We start from the raw sequence: 15,638 nt of genomic DNA, 5'->3' as shown, positions 1-15,638 counted from the left end.
GCCGAAGTCGCTGCTTGACCAGATCACCCAGGAGAAGATCTCGAGGCGACCGGTTGTCACAAGTAGCGTCCCCGATCCGATGTAAGCGGTGAGCGGGAGGGGATCACGTGTCACGAAACAGCCGTCACTACGTCTACATTTCCTGGTCCAAGGTCAACATGCACTTCGAGCAGTTGGATCCGGACACCGTCGCCTCTGCACGTGTTGCGACCGGTGTTTCGGCTACACAAGGTGATTACGCGAAACTTGCGGTTGTGGAGCACGTTCTGCGCTCTGCGCCGCTCGGGACCGTCGAGCACCCTGGCACGGATTGGTTCGAGGGTGAGCTGTCCATGCAATGGGGTCCCCTGGACACCATGAGCAACAGTGGGATGATGGTGTGGTTCCTGGGCAAAAGAGGTGACAGCGTGGTCGGCTTGGCCGGCTCCAGTGACCACATTGTGGGGTTTCAGCGTGGAACCGGCTATTGGTCGTATTCGAGTCTGCCCGCGATCGTGAAAGCGCTGCACGAGCATCGTGAGATTGTTGTGCCATCATGGGGGCGCGACGAACTTTCGATGGGGAACGTCGAAGACTGGCGAGATCCCGTTGGAGCGGCGTTGCGGGATGTCGCCTACATCACCGCTCTTGCAAGGTGTCCAGAGCAGCGCGTGCGGTTCCTCGCACACGTCCTTTACTCCCGCGGCGGAGTGCCGACCGGATTTGATTCGGACGACGGACACACCGTCACGCTGGCAACTCCGCTCTACGTAGCGCTGTGATCTCGCTTTACCCGCCAATCCACGGCTCCCAGCCAGAGCCCGTTTCGGCAACGCGATTCGACAGTCCGCGAGGAAACACTCGTTCGCCATGCTTGACCAACGCAATCCATCTTTTGAGGGTGACCCACTGAGGTGGAGGGGGTGGCCACGCCAAACCTTGAACTCTCTTCGTGTCTCTCGTGGAGTCGTCGGGGAAGTTGTTGTGGGGCAACACGTACTCGTGCGAGGTGTTGACCAGACCGCCCGTGGTTAGCACCCAGTCATCACCGAGGTAGGCCATCAGAGCGCCGCGCAACTTCGGCGATCCGGCGCCGCCGCGGGTGTCGATCGCCAGCCGGACTGCTGCGGCCAAGTGACGGAAGACGTGCTGCTGGTCGATCTGGAGCGTCCCATTCGACCGCAAGACTTTGGTCAGCAGGCGTTCGAACATCTCTGCGGCCGACTCGTCCTGACTCCACTCGACTGAGATGCGGTCATCCCCGACCTGGCACTCGACGACCAGGCGGGGGGTTGAGTGTGCGCCGGACGAGAGGCCCCAGCGAAACACCAGCAAGGAGTTCAGTTCGTCGAGCTCAGGGGTGATGCCGATTCCGGCCATGTGGATGACGCCGAGCTTGTTGGCCTCGGTCAGCGCCTCGCTGACAGCGGCAAAGCTGGGTTCGCTGTCGAGCCGGGCCAGCACCGCGCCCAGCTTGATGTCTCGGTGTTGCTGTTGCTGTCTCAACAGTGTCGCCAGTTCGTCCACCCGTGATGCCAGGCTGTCAGTGCGCTCGCGCAACGCATCTTCGATCTTCGTCGTGGCCTTGGTGATGGCGCTCGTGTTGGCCTTAGCCACCGTCGTCGTGAACGCCCGCTCGATGAGGAACAGCACACCGGTGAGTCCGAGTGCTGTGCCGACGTTGACGAGCACCGATGGTGTAACTCCACCCCAAGCCCACATCGCTTCTACCCACCACGCCATGCTGACGAGCACTCCGCCCGATGCGAAGCATGCCGCGATCAACGCCCACCGGACGCGCGCAGGTGGAGGCACTTCAGACATGCGCCAACCCTAGCCACTCCGGTCATCACATCCGCTCTCGTACGCCGGCCTGGTCGCGATCAACGTCTTCCGCCTGGGCGACGGGGTCGACGCGGACCCCGCGAAGATCCACCCCACCGGCAACGCCGAGCAGTACATCAAGACGGGGGAGACGCAGCACTGGTGGGAGTTCTTCACCCACCTGATCCCGAAGAGCTTCTTCAGCGCGTTCGTCGAGGGCGACATCCTGCAGATCATCTTCCTGGCCGTGATCTTCGGCATCGCGATCAAGGCCGTAGGCCCCATCGGCGACCCCATCGCCGCCAGCGTCAAACGCCTGACCGACGTCGTGTTCAAGGTGCTGAGCTTCGTGATGAAAGCCGCCCCGCTCGGCGCGTTCGGGGCGATGGCCTACGCGGTGGGCGCGTTCGGACTGTCCACTTTGACCAGTCTCGGCTCGCTCATCGCGTTGTTCTACGCGACCTCGATCCTGTTCGTGGTCGTGGCACTCGGCGGTCTGCTCGCCCTGTACGTCCGCCTCAACATCTTCCAGCTCTTCCGCTACCTCAAGGAGGAGTTCTTCCTCGTCCTAGGCACCTCCACCGCGGAACCGGCGCTGCCGGGCCTCATGCGCAAGATGACGTACATGGGCGCCGACCGCACCACCGTCGGCCTGGTCGTGCCCACCGGCTACAGCTTCAACCTCGACGGCGCGGCGATCTACCTCTCGCTGGCCGCGCTCTACATCGCCCAGGCCACCAACACCGAGCTGACCATTCCGCAGCAGCTGGGCCTGCTCGCCGTCATGCTGCTGACCTCCAAGGGCGCCGCGGGTGTGGCGGGCGGCGGCTTCATCGCCCTCACCGCCACCCTGTCCACGATCGGAACCGTGCCCGCCGCCGGCATCATGCTGATCTTCGGCATCGACAAGTTCATGTCGGAATGCCGTGCCCTGGTGAACTTCTACGGCAACGCGGTCGCGACGCTGGTGATCGCCAAGTGGGACCACAACCTCGATCTCGACCGTGCCAGGGCCGTCCTCGCCGATCCGGCCTCCGCAGAGCGTTCCGCGACGCCGGAACGAGCCGAACCTGCGGTCGAAGAGGAACCCGTCGCGCTCTCGGTTGCCAGGTAGCTGTTAGGTCGTGTGGAGGAGCGCGGCACCATCGACCACCAGTCGAACCGTCCCGCCGCGCTCTGCTGCGGTAGTGCCCGGGACCCTGGCGACAACAGTCGACGTGTCAGGAAGCTGGAGCGAGACCAGCAAGTCGTGGCCGTGGTATTCGATATTGAGGATCGTCGCCGTGATTCCGTGACCGTTGGGGGAGAAGCGGATTTGTTCCGGGCGGACCAGGACGGTGAAGCGGTCGCCGGCCGGCGGGTCGGCGACCGCGACCTTCCCGAGCGGCGTGGTGAAGCCCTCGGGCGTGCGCTCTGCGGACAGCGAGACGGCGTCTCCGACGAAACGCGCTACCCATGGTGTCAGCGGGGACTGGTAGATGTCCGCTGGTGGGCCGGCTTGCACCACGGAGCCGTCGCGCATCACCGCCACCAGATCAGCCATGGACAACGCCTCGTCCTGGTCGTGGGTGACGAGGAGTGCGGTCGCCCCGTCAGCGAGCAGTGCCTCCCGGACGTCACGGCGCAGGTCCGCGCGAAGGGTTGCGTCGAGCGCGCTGAAGGGCTCGTCGAGCAAGATCAGCGGTGGGCGCGGGGCGAGCGCCCTGGCGACCGCGACCCGCTGTTGTTGCCCGCCGGAGAGTTGATGTGGCCAGCGGGCCCCGTGGTCCGCGAGGCCCACCAACGCGAGGACCTCGTCGACTCGATCGCCGGAACGGGTTGCGCGATCCAGCCCGAACGCGACGTTGGCAGCGACGGTCAGGTGCGGGAACAGGCCGCCTTCCTGCGGGACGATCGCGATTCGCCGGCGGTGCGCGGGAACGCGGGTCACCGCGTCGCCAGCCACGTGGACCTCGCCGCGGTCCGGTCGTTCGAGACCGGCGACGCACCGCAGGAGCGTGGTTTTCCCGCAACCGGACGGGCCGAGGATCGCCGTCAGCGTTCCGGCTGGAATGTCGAGATCGACGTTCCGCAACGCGGCTATGTGGCCGTAGGACTTGGTGAGGCCGACCAGGCGCAGCGCGGTCATGAGCGAGGTTCCCTTGCCAGGATTCCGGTACGGGCGACGAGCGCGTAGGCCGGGACGGCGGACAGCACGACTAGAAGCGCCGCGTAGGGCGTGGCGGCGGCGTAGGCGGCGACGGCGGTATGGGTCCACAGTTCGGTGGCGAGTGTGTCCACGCCGGTCGGTCGCAGTAGCAGTGTGGCCGGTAGTTCTTTCATCGCGTTGAGGAACACCAAAGCGGTTCCCGCTCCGATGCCGGGCAGGATCAGCGGGAGGGTGACGGTCAGGAGAACACGAACCGGGCTTCGCCCCAGCGAGCGAGCGACTTCCTCCAGCACGGGCGGCGCGTGCGCTGCGGCCCCTGCGACCGAAGCCATCGCCAAAGGCAGGTACAGGGCGGCATAGGCGAGCGCCAACAGCCAGGACGTCTGGTATAGCGGCTGTACGACGTTGATGCCCAGGAACACGACGGATAGCCCGACGACCAGGCCTGGCAACGCGTGCGTGAGGTAGCCCAGGCGTTCGAGCGCGATCGCTGCGAAGCTCGTCGACCGTGCCGCGAAAAGTCCCAGTGGCAGAGCCAGAAGCACCGTGAGTGCCACGCCGGCCGACGAAAGCATCAAGGAAGAAGTTGCGGCGGCCGCGATCTCAGTCCACGCGCCGGGCTTGGACACACCCGACGCCATGCGCATGCCGAGGCTCGCCGCCACTACGCCCAACGCCAACGCGGCGACCGCGAGCAAGGCCAGTGCCGTCGGCAGGTTCCAAGCGCCCAAGGACAGCTTGTCCGGCAGGCGGCGCGCTCCACCGAGCGCGGAATAACGAGCGCCTCGACGTCGGGTGGTCGTTTCTGCGGTGAGGATGAGCAACGTCAGCACCAGCAGGACGCACGAGAGGACCAAAGCGCCGGTGCGATCGAAGCCGAGGTCGAACGCCACGAAGATGGCGCGGGTGAACGTGTCGGCGCGCAGCACGGCCACCGCGCCGAAGTCGGACAGGACGTAGAGGGCCACGAGCAGGGCGCCGCCCGCGATCGACGGCCTGATCTGCCTCACCGTGACCGTGAAGAACGTCCGCCACGGAGAAAGTCCCAGGGAGCGGGCGACTTCCTCCTGCGCGGTGTCCGCTGTGCGGAGCGCGGCGGCGACTGGCAGGAAGACGTACGGGTAGGAGCCGAGCGTCAGCACCAGGGCCGCGGCGCCAAAGCCCTCGAAGCCGTCCACGGTCGACGTCCAGGCGAACGCGGCGACGTAGGACGGGACCGCCAAGGGCAATGCGGCCAGTACGGCGAACATCCGCCGGAACGGGAGATCGGTGCGCACCACCGCAACGGCGGTCGCGGTGCCCAGGATCAGACAAGCCGCCGTCACAACGCCGGCGAGTGCGAGGCTGCGCAGTGCGAGTTCAGCGACTCTGGGGGTGAACAGTTCCGAGGCGATGCGGTCCCATCCTGCCTCGGCGGTGCGGATTACGAGATAGGCGAGCGGGATGAGCGCGACCGCGACTGCGGCGATCGCGCTCCACGCCAACGGCGAGCGGTGCGCTGGGATCAAGGAACGAGGCCCGAGTCCTTGATCAGCTTGACCGTCGCGGCCAGGTCGTCGATGTCGTTGAGGTCGACCTTCGGCACGTTCAGGCTGTCGAGCGCGGGAACGAACGATGGTGCGGGAACGCCGGCGACGACGGGATACTCGAAGGTCTTCTCGACGAAGTACTTCTGGCCTTCCGCGCCGAGGAGGTAGTCGACGAACGTCCGCACGTCGGCGTCCTGGGCTGCGCGCTTGAGCACGCCCACGCCCGCGATGTTGACCAACGCGCCGCTGTCACCGCCGGGGAAGAAGTGCAGGCGCGACTTGAGCGCCTCGGGGGACTTGCCCTGCTCCTTGGCCAGTTCGCCGAGGTAGTAGTGGTTGATGAGGCCGACGGCGATCTTGCCGGACTCGACCTCTTCCATGATCTTCGCGTTGCCATCGCGGATCTGGGGGTCGTTCGCGGCCAGGCCCTTCAGGAACTCCTGCGCTCTGGCTGCTCCGTGTTGCACGGTCACCGCCGTGACGAACGCCTGGAAGGAGGCGTTGGTCGGAGCGACTCCGACCTTGCCCTTCCACTTCGCGTCGGTGAGCTCGAAGACCGACTTCGGCAGGTCCGCTTGCGGTGTGGTCTCGGGGTTGTGGACGAGCACGCGGGCTCGCGCGGTCACGCCGACCCACTCGCCGCTCTTGGCTCGATAGGCGTCCGGGACCTTGCCGGTCACCTCGGAGGGCTGCGGGGCGAACAACCCCGCCTTGGCGACGGCGCCGAGCGCGCCGGCGTCCTGGGCGAAGAACACGTCGGCAGGGGACTTGTCTCCCTCTTCGAGGAGTTGGGTCGCCATGGCCGAGGTGCCCGCGTATCTGGTCTCGACGGTGATCCCGGTCTGCTGGGAGAACGTCTCGAGCAGCGGCTTCACCAGGTTCTCGCTGCGTCCGCTGTAGACGGTGATCTTCTTGTCGGACGGCGCCGCGGTACCCGAGGCGCCTGCGGGCACATCACCAGAATCACCGCAGGCCGCCACGGAAGCAGCCAGAAGGGCTGTCATCAGGGCGGTGTACGGACCACGCAAGACACGTCGCATGACGAGCTCCTCACGACACGAACAGACAAAACGGTCATCTACGTCGCTGTAGAAGGTAGCTTAGCCTTAGCTAATGTCCAGACTCGTTCTGGTCACACTTTCTGTCCGTTTCGCCGGATCAGGTGCGAGGGAGATCCCTGCCTGCGTGGCGGCCGGCGGCCTGTTGGGCGGCTGTCGCATCACCGCGCTCGATGGCCTTGAAGATCTCCAGGTGCACGATGTCACGCCTCTGGCCAGGGGCGGGGGTCATGCCGGCGCGGCGCAATGAGGTGATCGCCGACCGGTGGATGTCGGCGATCAAGGGATTGCCGGACGCCGCGAACACCGCCGCGTGGAACGAGTCGGGGTTCACCAAGGTCCGGCCCGTGGCGGCGTCGAACGTTGATGTCCAGCAGCTTTGCGCGGGCGTCGTGAGAGACGCGCGTAGCGCTTCGAGTTGCTCGTCGGTGCGATTGGACGCGGCCAGGCCCGCTGCTTCGACTTCTATCGCGCGTCGGAGTGAGAGCGTCCACTGTGGAGGTTGTGTCGACAGGTGGTCGAGAAGGACTGTGCTCAGTGCGGAGAGTTCGCGAACGTAGGTGCCGCGGCCTCGTGCGGACTCGAGCAGTCCGTTGTTGATCAGCACGCTGATGGCCTGTCGGACCACTGGGAGGGTGAAGCCGCTCTCCCGCACGAGTTGTGCCTGGGTGGGAATCTGGGAGTTCAGCGGCCATTGATCGTTCTCTATCTGGTGTCTCATCCACTCGACGGCGTCGTCGCAGCGAGACCGCTTTGGTGACATGCGGCCCGGTCCTTCAGGTCGAGGACGGCCGACTCGTGCGGCCAGTAACTACTACAAGACTGTAGAAGTAACTGGTGCCGTGATGTCAAGGAGGTGCGCGTGCCTACTTGTCGAGCTCGCCCAGCAGCTGCCGCAGGAGTTGTTCGTCCTTGGCGCTCAGTGAGTCGACGAAACGAGCCAGTACCGGCCCGTGGTCCTCTTCGCTTTCCAGCAAGCGGCCCATCCGCCACGCGGTGAGTGCGGGCGGGTCTGCGACGGCCGAGTACCGGAACGCGCGGCCGTCGCGTTCGCGGGTGACGACTTCCTTCTCGTGCAGCCGCGTGAGCGTCGTCACGACGGTGCTGTACGAGAGCGCGCCGGTGGTATCGAGGAGGTCGCGGACCTCGCCTGGTGTCAGAGGCGATCCAGCGTCCACGAGTGCTTGCAGGACCTGGGCCGCGAGTGTGCCGGGCAGGCGGCGAGCGGGCTGCTGGCCTGCTGGTTCCGGCCTGTCGTCGGTCACGCGACGAATGGTACAGACGGGCGAGGCTCTGGCAGGCGAGGTGGCCCGTGTGACACTGTGCGCCGAGCGGGGAGGGATGCGCATGTTCGACCATTTCGCGTGGTCTGTGCTGGTCACGCCAGCTCTCGTGCTGGTTGGCACGTGGCTGCTGGCGGATCGGCTGCGTCCCGACGTCGCGCTGCGGGTGTTCGTCGGCGCCGCGGGTGTGGCCGCGGCGGCGGGCACCGTCAACGTCGTCGCGTTCGGAGTGAAGGCGCTGGCGGAGGTACCCGCGATCGCCCGCGTCGGCGGGTGGTCGCACGAGATCGTGGTGGCCGACACGGCTCACGTCCCGTGGGTGTCTTGGTTGTCGTTCGCCTGGTCTTTCGTGATCGTCGCCGGTGTGGCGGCCGCCTGGGTGCGGCGGCGCTCGGCGTTGCGCGCCATCCGATCCGAAGTGGACTGGCTCGAGCCGCACGGTGACGTGGTGACCGTCGATGACGAACGGGTGGACGCCTTCGCGCTGCCCGGCGAATCGGGGCGTTCCGGCAGGATCGTCGTCACGACCGGAATTCTCGACGTGCTCGACGAACGGCAGACCGCGGCCGTCATCGCTCATGAACGCGCACATCTGGATGGCGATCATGCCTGGCTGCTGTGGGTGTCCCGGCTTGCCGCGATCGCGCACCCCGTTCTGTGGCCGGTAGCCCGGAAGATGGCCTACGTGGCCGAGCGTGCGGCGGACGAAGCGGCGGCGGACGAACTCGGTGGCGATCGGAGGGACGTCGCGAAGGCCATCGCCGTCGCGGCCTTGGCGGCATCGCACCTGGGCAGTGGTCGGCGGGCCCAGTACGCCCTCGCCGCGCTGGGCGACGCTCCTGGAGTCGTTCCCCTGAGGGTCACCGCACTCATGGCGCCCGGTGCACGTCGCCGCTGGCCTGGTTTGGTGCCGATGCTGATCGCGGCCGGCACCGTCTTCTGGACCGGTGAATGCGTCTACGACCTCTACGAACTGCTGGTCCTCGCCACCGTCAGGTAGTGGTTCTCCTTGCGCCTGCGGCACTTCGCATGATCGAGGCGTGCGCCACAAACTCTCCCTCTTGACAGGTTAGGCTCACCTTCTACAGTCTAGTAGAAGCAAGTTGAGCCTTACCTAACTGGCGGCTGTGTTGGCCGCTGCGTTCCCACGTCCTGAGCCGGTCACCCCTTGGTGGCCGGTCGATCCCGCATGCCCACAGGCGTGCCAATGGAGGTTCTCGCAGATGTCCGGCAACCCGTTCGACGAGTCGCACGGCGAGTTCCACGTCCTGGTCAACGACGAGGGGCAGCACTCGCTGTGGCCCGTGTTCGCCGAGGTGCCGCAAGGGTGGACGGTCGTGCTCGCCAACGAGAGCCGCAAAGCCTGCGTGGACTACGTCGAGACCAACTGGACCGACATGCGTCCGGCCAGCCTCGTGGCCGCGATGAACGCGACTTCCGGCGTTCAGGCATGACACGGACGTCCCTGCGTCGCGCCTATCAGGGCCAGGTGGCGGATCCGCTCACAGCCGCGGCGACCCTCGCGGCGAAGGCGGACGGACCGTTCGTGGTCTACGAACGCAACGGAGCCTGGACGTTCGCCTCCGGCGCGGTCGCCGAACTGCGGATGACGCGGCACGAGATCACCGTGACCCACGGCGGCCTGGTGCGGACGGTGGCGCTGACCGGTGACCCGTTGAACCAGATGTCCACGCTGCTGGCGGAACTGCCGGTGTCGTGGCAGCGCGCCTACGGCTGGGCGGGCTTCGAGCTGGCACACCTCCTGCACGGCGTCGCCGGCGAGGCCGGCGACGGGACATTGCTGCACGTCCTCGTTCCGGCAGAAGAGGTCCTGTTCGCCGCGAACGGAACCGAGCTCGTCGCCCCCGATGAACGCAGTCTGGAATGCCTGCGGGCAACGCTGGACGCTCCCGCCCGGACCTGGGGTGCACCCCGCACCGGCGTCGACCCGATCGAGGCCGACGACCCGCACTACCGTGAGATCGTCGCGGCGGCCGTGGCGGACATCCGCGCCGAGAAGCTGCAGAAGGTGATCCTCTCCAGGGTTGTGCAGGTGCCCGACATCGACCTGGTGGCCAGCTACGTCGCCGGGCGGCGTGGCAACACCCCGGCCCGGTCGTTCCTGCTCGACCTGGGTGGCCTGCGCGCCACCGGGTTCAGCCCCGAAACGGTGGTCGAGGTCGACGCGGGCGGCCGTGTGTCGACCCAGCCTCTGGCAGGCACGCGTGGGCTGCACGGCGACGCCGCCCGCGACCTGGCCGGACGGCTGGAGCTGCTCAGCGATCCCAAGGAAGTCTTCGAGCACGCGATCTCGGTGCGTCTGGCGCAGGACGAGCTGCTGCCGCTGTGCGCCGAGGGGTCGATCGCCGTCGACGAGTTCATGACGATCAAGGAACGCGGCAGCGTTCAGCACCTGGCCTCGCGCGTCAGCGGCCGGCTCAGCGAGGGCAAGGGAGCGTGGGACGCGTTCGCCGCGCTGTTCCCGGCCATCACGGCGTCCGGAATTCCCAAGCCTGAAGCGTTCGAACTGATCGCCCGCCACGAAGAGCCGCGGGGCCTGTACAGCGGCGCTGTGCTGGCCATCGACGCCGACGGTGGCCTGGACGCCGCGCTCGTGCTCCGCACGATCTTCAGTCAGGACGGCAAGACGTGGCTGCGCGCCGGGGCCGGAATCGTCGGCATGTCCACACCCGACCGCGAACTGGAGGAGACACGCGAGAAGTTGCGCAGTGCTTCGCGGTTCCTCGTCCCCGCCGCCGCACCGGAGGCAGAATTGTCCACACTGGACGGACCTGACCTGACCCTGACGGGCCTGCGTCACGTCGCCGCCGACCTGACCGAGGAAGAACCCTCGGCGATCGACAACCACACCAACCTCTTCGAGCTCGGCCTCGAGTCCATCGCGTTGATGAAACTGGTCAACACCTGGCGCCAGGCGGGCATCGACGTCAACTTCGCCGAACTCGCCGGCAACCCGACGCTCGACGGCTGGTCCAAGCTGCTCGCGGAACGCCGTTCGGCCGAGTCGCCGTTCGCGATGCCGCCCGCCGACGAGGATCCCGCGGACGACACCTTCAGCCTTGCGGTCCTGCAGCACGCCTATTGGGTCGGCCGGACCACAGGCCATCGCCTCGGCGGCGTCGCCGCCCACCTCTACTCCGAGTTCGACGGCGTCGACGTCGACCCCGAACGCCTGCGCTCGGCGATCCGCAGGCTGATCGTGCGGCACGAGATGCTGCGCGTCGTCATCACCGACAACGGCCGGCAACGCATCGCCACCACGTCAGGGTGGCGCGGTCTCGTCGTCCACGACCTGCGCGAGATGTCCGAGGCCGAACGAACCGAGCGCCTCGAGCAGATCCGGGACACGAACTCGCACCGGATGCTCGACATCGAGCAGGGCGAGGTCTTCGCGACCGAGCTGACGCTGCTTCCCGACGGCCGCACGAGGCTGCACCTCGACGTCGACATGGTCGCCGCCGACGCCGTCAGCTACCGGATCATGCTCGCCGACCTGGCCGACCTCTACGCCCGCCAGACCGGCGCCCTGCCGGAGCCCGGCTACAGCTACCGCCAGTACCGCGCGGCCCGTCCCGCCGCACGGCAGGAAGCGGGCCGCGAGGCCGCTGAGTGGTGGCGCGAGCGGCTGCCAGATCTGCCGGGTGCACCCGATCTGCCCGCGGCGCTGCGTCTTCCGGCGTCAACGAGCCCGCGGGTCGCGCGTCGTGCGACGACTTTGACTCCCGAACAGCGCAGTGCGCTGGCGGAACGTGCTCGTGCGCACGGCATCACGCCCGCGATGGCAGTCGCCACCGCTTTCGCCGAGACCATCGGTCAGTGGAGCGCCGAGCCGCGCTTCCTGATCAACGTGCCGCTGTTCGACCGCGAGCCGGTGCACCCGGACGTGGCCGACATCGTCGGCGACTTCACGAGTTCCGTGCTGCTGGAGGTCGACCTGGCGCGGCCGGCGACGTTCGCCGAGAGCGCGAGGCAAGCCCAGTCGCGGATGCACGCCGATGCCGCGCACGCCGACCACACGGGTGTCGAGGTGCTGCGGGACCTCACACGTCTTCGCGGGGAGCAAGTGCTGGCGCCGGTCGTGTTCACGAGCGCGCTGAGCCTGGGTGAGCTGTTCGACCAGGGGGTGCGGCGGAGCTTCGGCGACGCGGTGTGGATCATCTCCCAAGGCCCGCAGGTGCTGCTGGACGCGCAGGTGACCGAGCTCGACGGCGGCCTGCTGGTCAACTGGGACTCCCGTGACGAGGAGTTCGCCGACGGTGTGGTCGACGCGATGTTCGCCGCGTTCGCACGACTCGTGCACGAACTGGCCACGGACCCAGACGCCTGGACCAATCCGGTCCCAGACCTTTTGCCTGCCGCGCAACGGGAACGGCGCGCCCTGGTCAACGCGACCGACGGTCCGCGCAGCGGACGGTTGCTGCACGAAGTTTTCTTCGCCACGGCCGCTCGCACCCCTGACGTGCCCGCGCTGCTCGGCGCCGAAACGATCACCTACGGCGAACTCGCCGATCGTGCGCTGCGCGTCGCCGCCACGCTTGTGGACCGAGGCGTTCGGCCTGGCGACACCGTCGGTGTGACGTTGCCGAAGGGGCCGGAACAGGTCGTCGCCGTGCTTGGTGTGCTGGCTGCTGGTGGCGTCTACGTGCCGGTCGGCGTGGAGCAGCCGGAGGCACGGGCTCAGCGCATTGCGACGCTGGCGGGCTTCCGGGTGCTGATCGGCGGACGGGGTCTGCAGCTCGCCGAGACGTGTGGAACCGAGCCGCTGGTGACACCGGTCTCGTCCGATGAAGAGCAGCTGGCGTACGTGCTCTTCACATCGGGTTCGACCGGGGAGCCCAAGGGCGTCGAGGTGCCGCATCGAGCGGCGATGGCGACGATCGACGACCTGATCGACAGGTTCGGACTCGGCGCGGCCGACCGCACGCTCGCGTTGTCCGCGTTGGACTTCGACCTCTCGGTGTTCGACATGTTCGCGCCGCTGTCCGTGGGCGGTGCGGTGGTCACCGTGACCCAGGACCGGCGCGACGCCGCCGCCTGGGCCGGGCTGGTCGCCGAGCACGGTGTCACCGTCCTCAACTGCGTACCGGCGCTGCTGGACATGCTGCTCAGCTCCGGCGAGCCGCTCGGGCAGTCGTTGCGGCTGGTGCTGCTCGGCGGTGACTGGGTCGGTGTGGATCTGCCTGAACGGCTCGAGGAAGCCGTGCCGGGATGCCGGTTCGTGGCCCTCGGCGGCACCACTGAGACCGCGATCCACTCGACCGTGTGCGAGGTGACAGGCCCCGTTCCCGAGCACTGGCACGCGGTTCCCTACGGCACGCCCCTGCGGGGCGTTCGTTGCCGGGTCGTCGACGCGGTCGGCCGGGACTGTCCGGACTGGGTACCTGGCGAGCTGTGGATCGGTGGCGACGGTGTGGCGCACGGCTACCGGGGAGACCCGGAACGCACCGCCGACAGGTTCGTCGGTCACGACGGAGTGCGCTGGTACCGCACGGGTGACGTCGCGCGCTACCACGACGACGGCACGATCGAGTTCCTCGGACGTCGCGACGACCAGGTGAAGATCCGGGGCTACCGAGTCGAACTCGGTGAAGTGGAAGCCGCGCTACTGACCGATCCTGCTGTGCGCGAGGCGGTCGCCGTGGTGGCGGGCGGAACTCGTCCCACCCTGGTCGCGGGCGTTGTGCCGGTCGACGAGGCCGACACGACGGCTGTCGCCGAACGGCTGCGGACGGTCCTGCCGGCGCACATGGTGCCGGACAGGATCGGCGTGCTCGACGCGATTCCGTTGAGTGCTAACGGGAAGGTCGACCGCAAGACCGTCCGCACGCTGGTCGGAGAGGTGTCCCGAGACGACCTCTCCGGGCCGGAGACCCCGCTGGAGAAGGTCGTCGACCTTGCCTGGCGGGAGGTTCTCCGGCTGGAGCGGATCGGCCGGGACGAGGAGTTGTTCGCCGTCGGCGGCGACTCCGTGGTGGCCACGTCGATCGTGTCGAGGCTGCGGGAACTGCTCGACACGCGAGCGGTGTCGGTGCGGTCGCTGTTCGCGGCTCCGACCGTCGCGGGGTTCGCGGCTGAGCTGATTCGCACCCAGCAGACACCGGGGCGCCTGGAGGCGGTCGCCGAACTGGTGTGGGAGATCGAGTCCATGAGCGATGCGGACGTGCTGGCTCAGGCGGGGGAGAGCGCATGAGCCAGCTCGAAGGTGCGGTCGGCTGGCCTGACGAGGCCGCCGACCGCTACCGGGCCGCGGGGTACTGGCGCGGCGTCACGTTCGGCGGCCTGCTCACCGAGTGGGCCGCCCGCTCCGGCGACGCGATCGCCGTGGTCGACGGGGACAAGCGGATCACGTACCGCGAGCTGGACCACCAGGCCCACGTCCTTGCGGCAGGGCTGGTCGCACGCGGGATCAGTCGGGGTGACCGGCTGATCGTGCAGCTCCCGAACGTCGCCGAGTTCGTCGTGCTGGTGTTCGCGCTGGCGAGGATCGGCGCGGTGCCCGTGATGGCGCTGCCCGCGCATCGGCGCACGGAGATCGCACACCTCGCCGAGCTGGCGGGCGCGATCGGCTACGTCATCCCGGACACGCACCAGGGATTCGACCACCGGGACCTGGCGGCGGAGATTCCCTCAGTCGCACAGCACGTCCTGGTAGTAGGCGATCCCGGACCGTTCGTCGCCTTCGACTCGATCGTGGCCGAACCGATCGACCTGCCCGCACCGGACGCGTCCGACGTGGCGGTGCTGCTGATCTCCGGTGGCACCACGGGCAGGCCGAAGCTGATCACCCGCACCCACGACGACTACGCCTACAACGCCAGGGCCAGCGCGGAGGTCTGCGGCCTGTCGTCGGCCGACCGGTACCTCGTCAGCCTGCCGGTCGCGCACAACTTCCCGTTGGCCTGCCCCGGCCTCCTGGGGATCCTGGGCGTCGGCGGTACGGCGGTGATGGCCCCCGCGCCGAGCCCGGACGTCGCTCTGCCGCTGGTCGAACGCGAGCGGATCACGGTGACCGCGCTGGTGCCGCCGATGGCACGCATGTGGGTCGATGCCGCGGCCTGGGCGAAGTCCGACTGGTCGAGTCTGCGGATGGTGCAGGTCGGCGGGTCCAAAATGGACGCCGATCTGGCCAGGGAGATCCCAAAGGTGCTCGGCTGCCAGGCGCAGCAGGTGTTCGGCATGGCCGAAGGGCTGCTGAACTACACCCGCGACGACGACTCGGCGGAGATCCTGGAGATCTCGCAGGGACGCCCGCTGAGCCCTGACGACGAAGTCCGCGTCGTCAACGAGGACGGCCACGACGTCGCGCCGGGCGAGATCGGCGAGTTGCTCACCCGCGGCCCGTACACGCCACGCGGCTACTTCCGTGCTGAGCAGTACAACGCCACCGTCTTCACCCCGGACGGCTTCTTCCGCACCGGTGACCTGGTCCGCGCGCTCCCCACCGGGCACCTCGTCGTGGAGGGCCGTATCAAAGACGTGGTCAACCGCGGCGGTGAGAAGGTGCCGGCGACCGAGCTCGAAGACCTGCTGCTCGCCCACCCGGCCGTCGCGCAGGCTGCGGTGATCGGGTTGCCCGACGAGTTGCTCGGCGAACAGGTGTGCGCCGTGATCGTCGCCGCCGAGGAGACGCAGCCGAAGCTCAAGGCGCTCAAGGCACACCTGACGGCGCTCGGCGTCGCCCGCTACAAGCTTCCTGACCGCCTCGTGGTGCTCGACGAGTTCCCGCTGACCGCAGTCGGGAAGATCAGCAAACGCACGCTGGTCGAGCGCTTGTCCGGCTGACTCAGCCACACCC

The 15,638-nt window shown here is 67.8% G+C and carries 12 protein-coding genes; 6 read left to right on the top strand and 6 right to left on the bottom strand.

What is annotated here, in order from left to right; all coding sequences use genetic code 11:
* Nucleotides 1-107: 107 nt before the first annotated feature.
* On the top strand, nucleotides 108-761 hold the full coding sequence (locus ACFWN2_RS06610; RefSeq protein ID WP_382425295.1) for a DUF7019 family protein: 654 nt from the start codon (nucleotides 108-110) through the stop codon (nucleotides 759-761).
* A gap of 7 nt (nucleotides 762-768) precedes the next feature.
* Here ACFWN2_RS06610 and ACFWN2_RS06605 read toward each other — a convergent pair whose 3' ends face one another.
* Nucleotides 769-1,671 (bottom strand): hypothetical protein, encoded by a 903-nt coding sequence (locus ACFWN2_RS06605; protein WP_382425294.1) that lies wholly within the window; start codon nucleotides 1,669-1,671, stop codon nucleotides 769-771.
* Between the two features lie 181 nt (nucleotides 1,672-1,852).
* On the opposite strand from ACFWN2_RS06605, the gene ACFWN2_RS06600 reads away from it, so the two are divergent.
* On the top strand, nucleotides 1,853-2,917 hold the full coding sequence (locus tag ACFWN2_RS06600; protein WP_382425603.1) for a cation:dicarboxylate symporter family transporter: 1,065 nt from the start codon (nucleotides 1,853-1,855) through the stop codon (nucleotides 2,915-2,917).
* 3 nt (nucleotides 2,918-2,920) lie between these two features.
* Here ACFWN2_RS06600 and ACFWN2_RS06595 read toward each other — a convergent pair whose 3' ends face one another.
* The 5 genes from ACFWN2_RS06595 to ACFWN2_RS06575 form a co-directional block, all read right to left on the bottom strand.
* Nucleotides 2,921-3,931 (bottom strand): ABC transporter ATP-binding protein, encoded by a 1,011-nt coding sequence (locus tag ACFWN2_RS06595; RefSeq protein WP_382425293.1) that lies wholly within the window; start codon nucleotides 3,929-3,931, stop codon nucleotides 2,921-2,923.
* Nucleotides 3,928-5,436: an ABC transporter permease gene (locus ACFWN2_RS06590; protein ID WP_382425291.1), complete on the bottom strand. Its 1,509-nt coding sequence runs from the start codon at nucleotides 5,434-5,436 to the stop codon at nucleotides 3,928-3,930. Before ACFWN2_RS06590 ends, ACFWN2_RS06595 begins: the two co-directional genes overlap by 4 nt.
* A 20-nt stretch (nucleotides 5,437-5,456) precedes the next feature.
* Nucleotides 5,457-6,521, bottom strand: a complete 1,065-nt coding sequence (locus tag ACFWN2_RS06585) for an iron ABC transporter substrate-binding protein (RefSeq protein ID WP_382425290.1) — start codon at nucleotides 6,519-6,521, stop codon at nucleotides 5,457-5,459.
* Nucleotides 6,522-6,639: 118 nt separating this feature from the next.
* Nucleotides 6,640-7,302, bottom strand: coding sequence for a FadR/GntR family transcriptional regulator (locus ACFWN2_RS06580; RefSeq protein WP_382425288.1), 663 nt, complete (start codon nucleotides 7,300-7,302; stop codon nucleotides 6,640-6,642).
* 103 nt (nucleotides 7,303-7,405) lie between these two features.
* Complete coding sequence (locus tag ACFWN2_RS06575; RefSeq protein ID WP_382425287.1) at nucleotides 7,406-7,804, bottom strand: BlaI/MecI/CopY family transcriptional regulator; 399 nt, start codon at nucleotides 7,802-7,804, stop codon at nucleotides 7,406-7,408.
* An 82-nt stretch (nucleotides 7,805-7,886) separates the two neighbouring features.
* On the opposite strand from ACFWN2_RS06575, the gene ACFWN2_RS06570 reads away from it, so the two are divergent.
* The 4 genes from ACFWN2_RS06570 to ACFWN2_RS06555 all read left to right on the top strand — a co-directional run bounded on the left by ACFWN2_RS06570 (nucleotide 7,887) and on the right by ACFWN2_RS06555 (nucleotide 15,625).
* Complete coding sequence (locus tag ACFWN2_RS06570; protein ID WP_382425285.1) at nucleotides 7,887-8,822, top strand: M48 family metalloprotease; 936 nt, start codon at nucleotides 7,887-7,889, stop codon at nucleotides 8,820-8,822.
* Between the two features lie 223 nt (nucleotides 8,823-9,045).
* Complete coding sequence (locus tag ACFWN2_RS06565; RefSeq protein WP_382425283.1) at nucleotides 9,046-9,276, top strand: MbtH family protein; 231 nt, start codon at nucleotides 9,046-9,048, stop codon at nucleotides 9,274-9,276.
* Complete coding sequence (locus ACFWN2_RS06560; RefSeq protein ID WP_382425281.1) at nucleotides 9,273-14,033, top strand: salicylate synthase; 4,761 nt, start codon at nucleotides 9,273-9,275, stop codon at nucleotides 14,031-14,033. Before ACFWN2_RS06565 ends, ACFWN2_RS06560 begins: the two co-directional genes overlap by 4 nt.
* Nucleotides 14,030-15,625 (top strand): (2,3-dihydroxybenzoyl)adenylate synthase, encoded by a 1,596-nt coding sequence (locus ACFWN2_RS06555; protein WP_382425280.1) that lies wholly within the window; start codon nucleotides 14,030-14,032, stop codon nucleotides 15,623-15,625. Before ACFWN2_RS06560 ends, ACFWN2_RS06555 begins: the two co-directional genes overlap by 4 nt.
* Nucleotides 15,626-15,638 lie beyond the last annotated feature (13 nt).

The organism is Lentzea sp. NPDC058436, assembly GCF_042721515.1.
Taxonomy (GTDB): domain Bacteria; phylum Actinomycetota; class Actinomycetes; order Mycobacteriales; family Pseudonocardiaceae; genus Lentzea.
This window is presented reverse-complemented; position numbering and strand designations above follow the sequence as displayed.

Coding starts and splice junctions, on each gene's coding strand:
- ACFWN2_RS06595 (WP_382425293.1), bottom strand. CDS start 3,931: ATGACCGCGCTGCGCCTGGTCGGCCTCACCAAGTCCTACGGCCACATA.
- ACFWN2_RS06585 (WP_382425290.1), bottom strand. CDS start 6,521: ATGCGACGTGTCTTGCGTGGTCCGTACACCGCCCTGATGACAGCCCTT.
- ACFWN2_RS06580 (WP_382425288.1), bottom strand. CDS start 7,302: ATGTCACCAAAGCGGTCTCGCTGCGACGACGCCGTCGAGTGGATGAGA.
- ACFWN2_RS06570 (WP_382425285.1), top strand. CDS start 7,887: ATGTTCGACCATTTCGCGTGGTCTGTGCTGGTCACGCCAGCTCTCGTG.
- ACFWN2_RS06565 (WP_382425283.1), top strand. CDS start 9,046: ATGTCCGGCAACCCGTTCGACGAGTCGCACGGCGAGTTCCACGTCCTG.
- ACFWN2_RS06560 (WP_382425281.1), top strand. CDS start 9,273: ATGACACGGACGTCCCTGCGTCGCGCCTATCAGGGCCAGGTGGCGGAT.
- ACFWN2_RS06555 (WP_382425280.1), top strand. CDS start 14,030: ATGAGCCAGCTCGAAGGTGCGGTCGGCTGGCCTGACGAGGCCGCCGAC.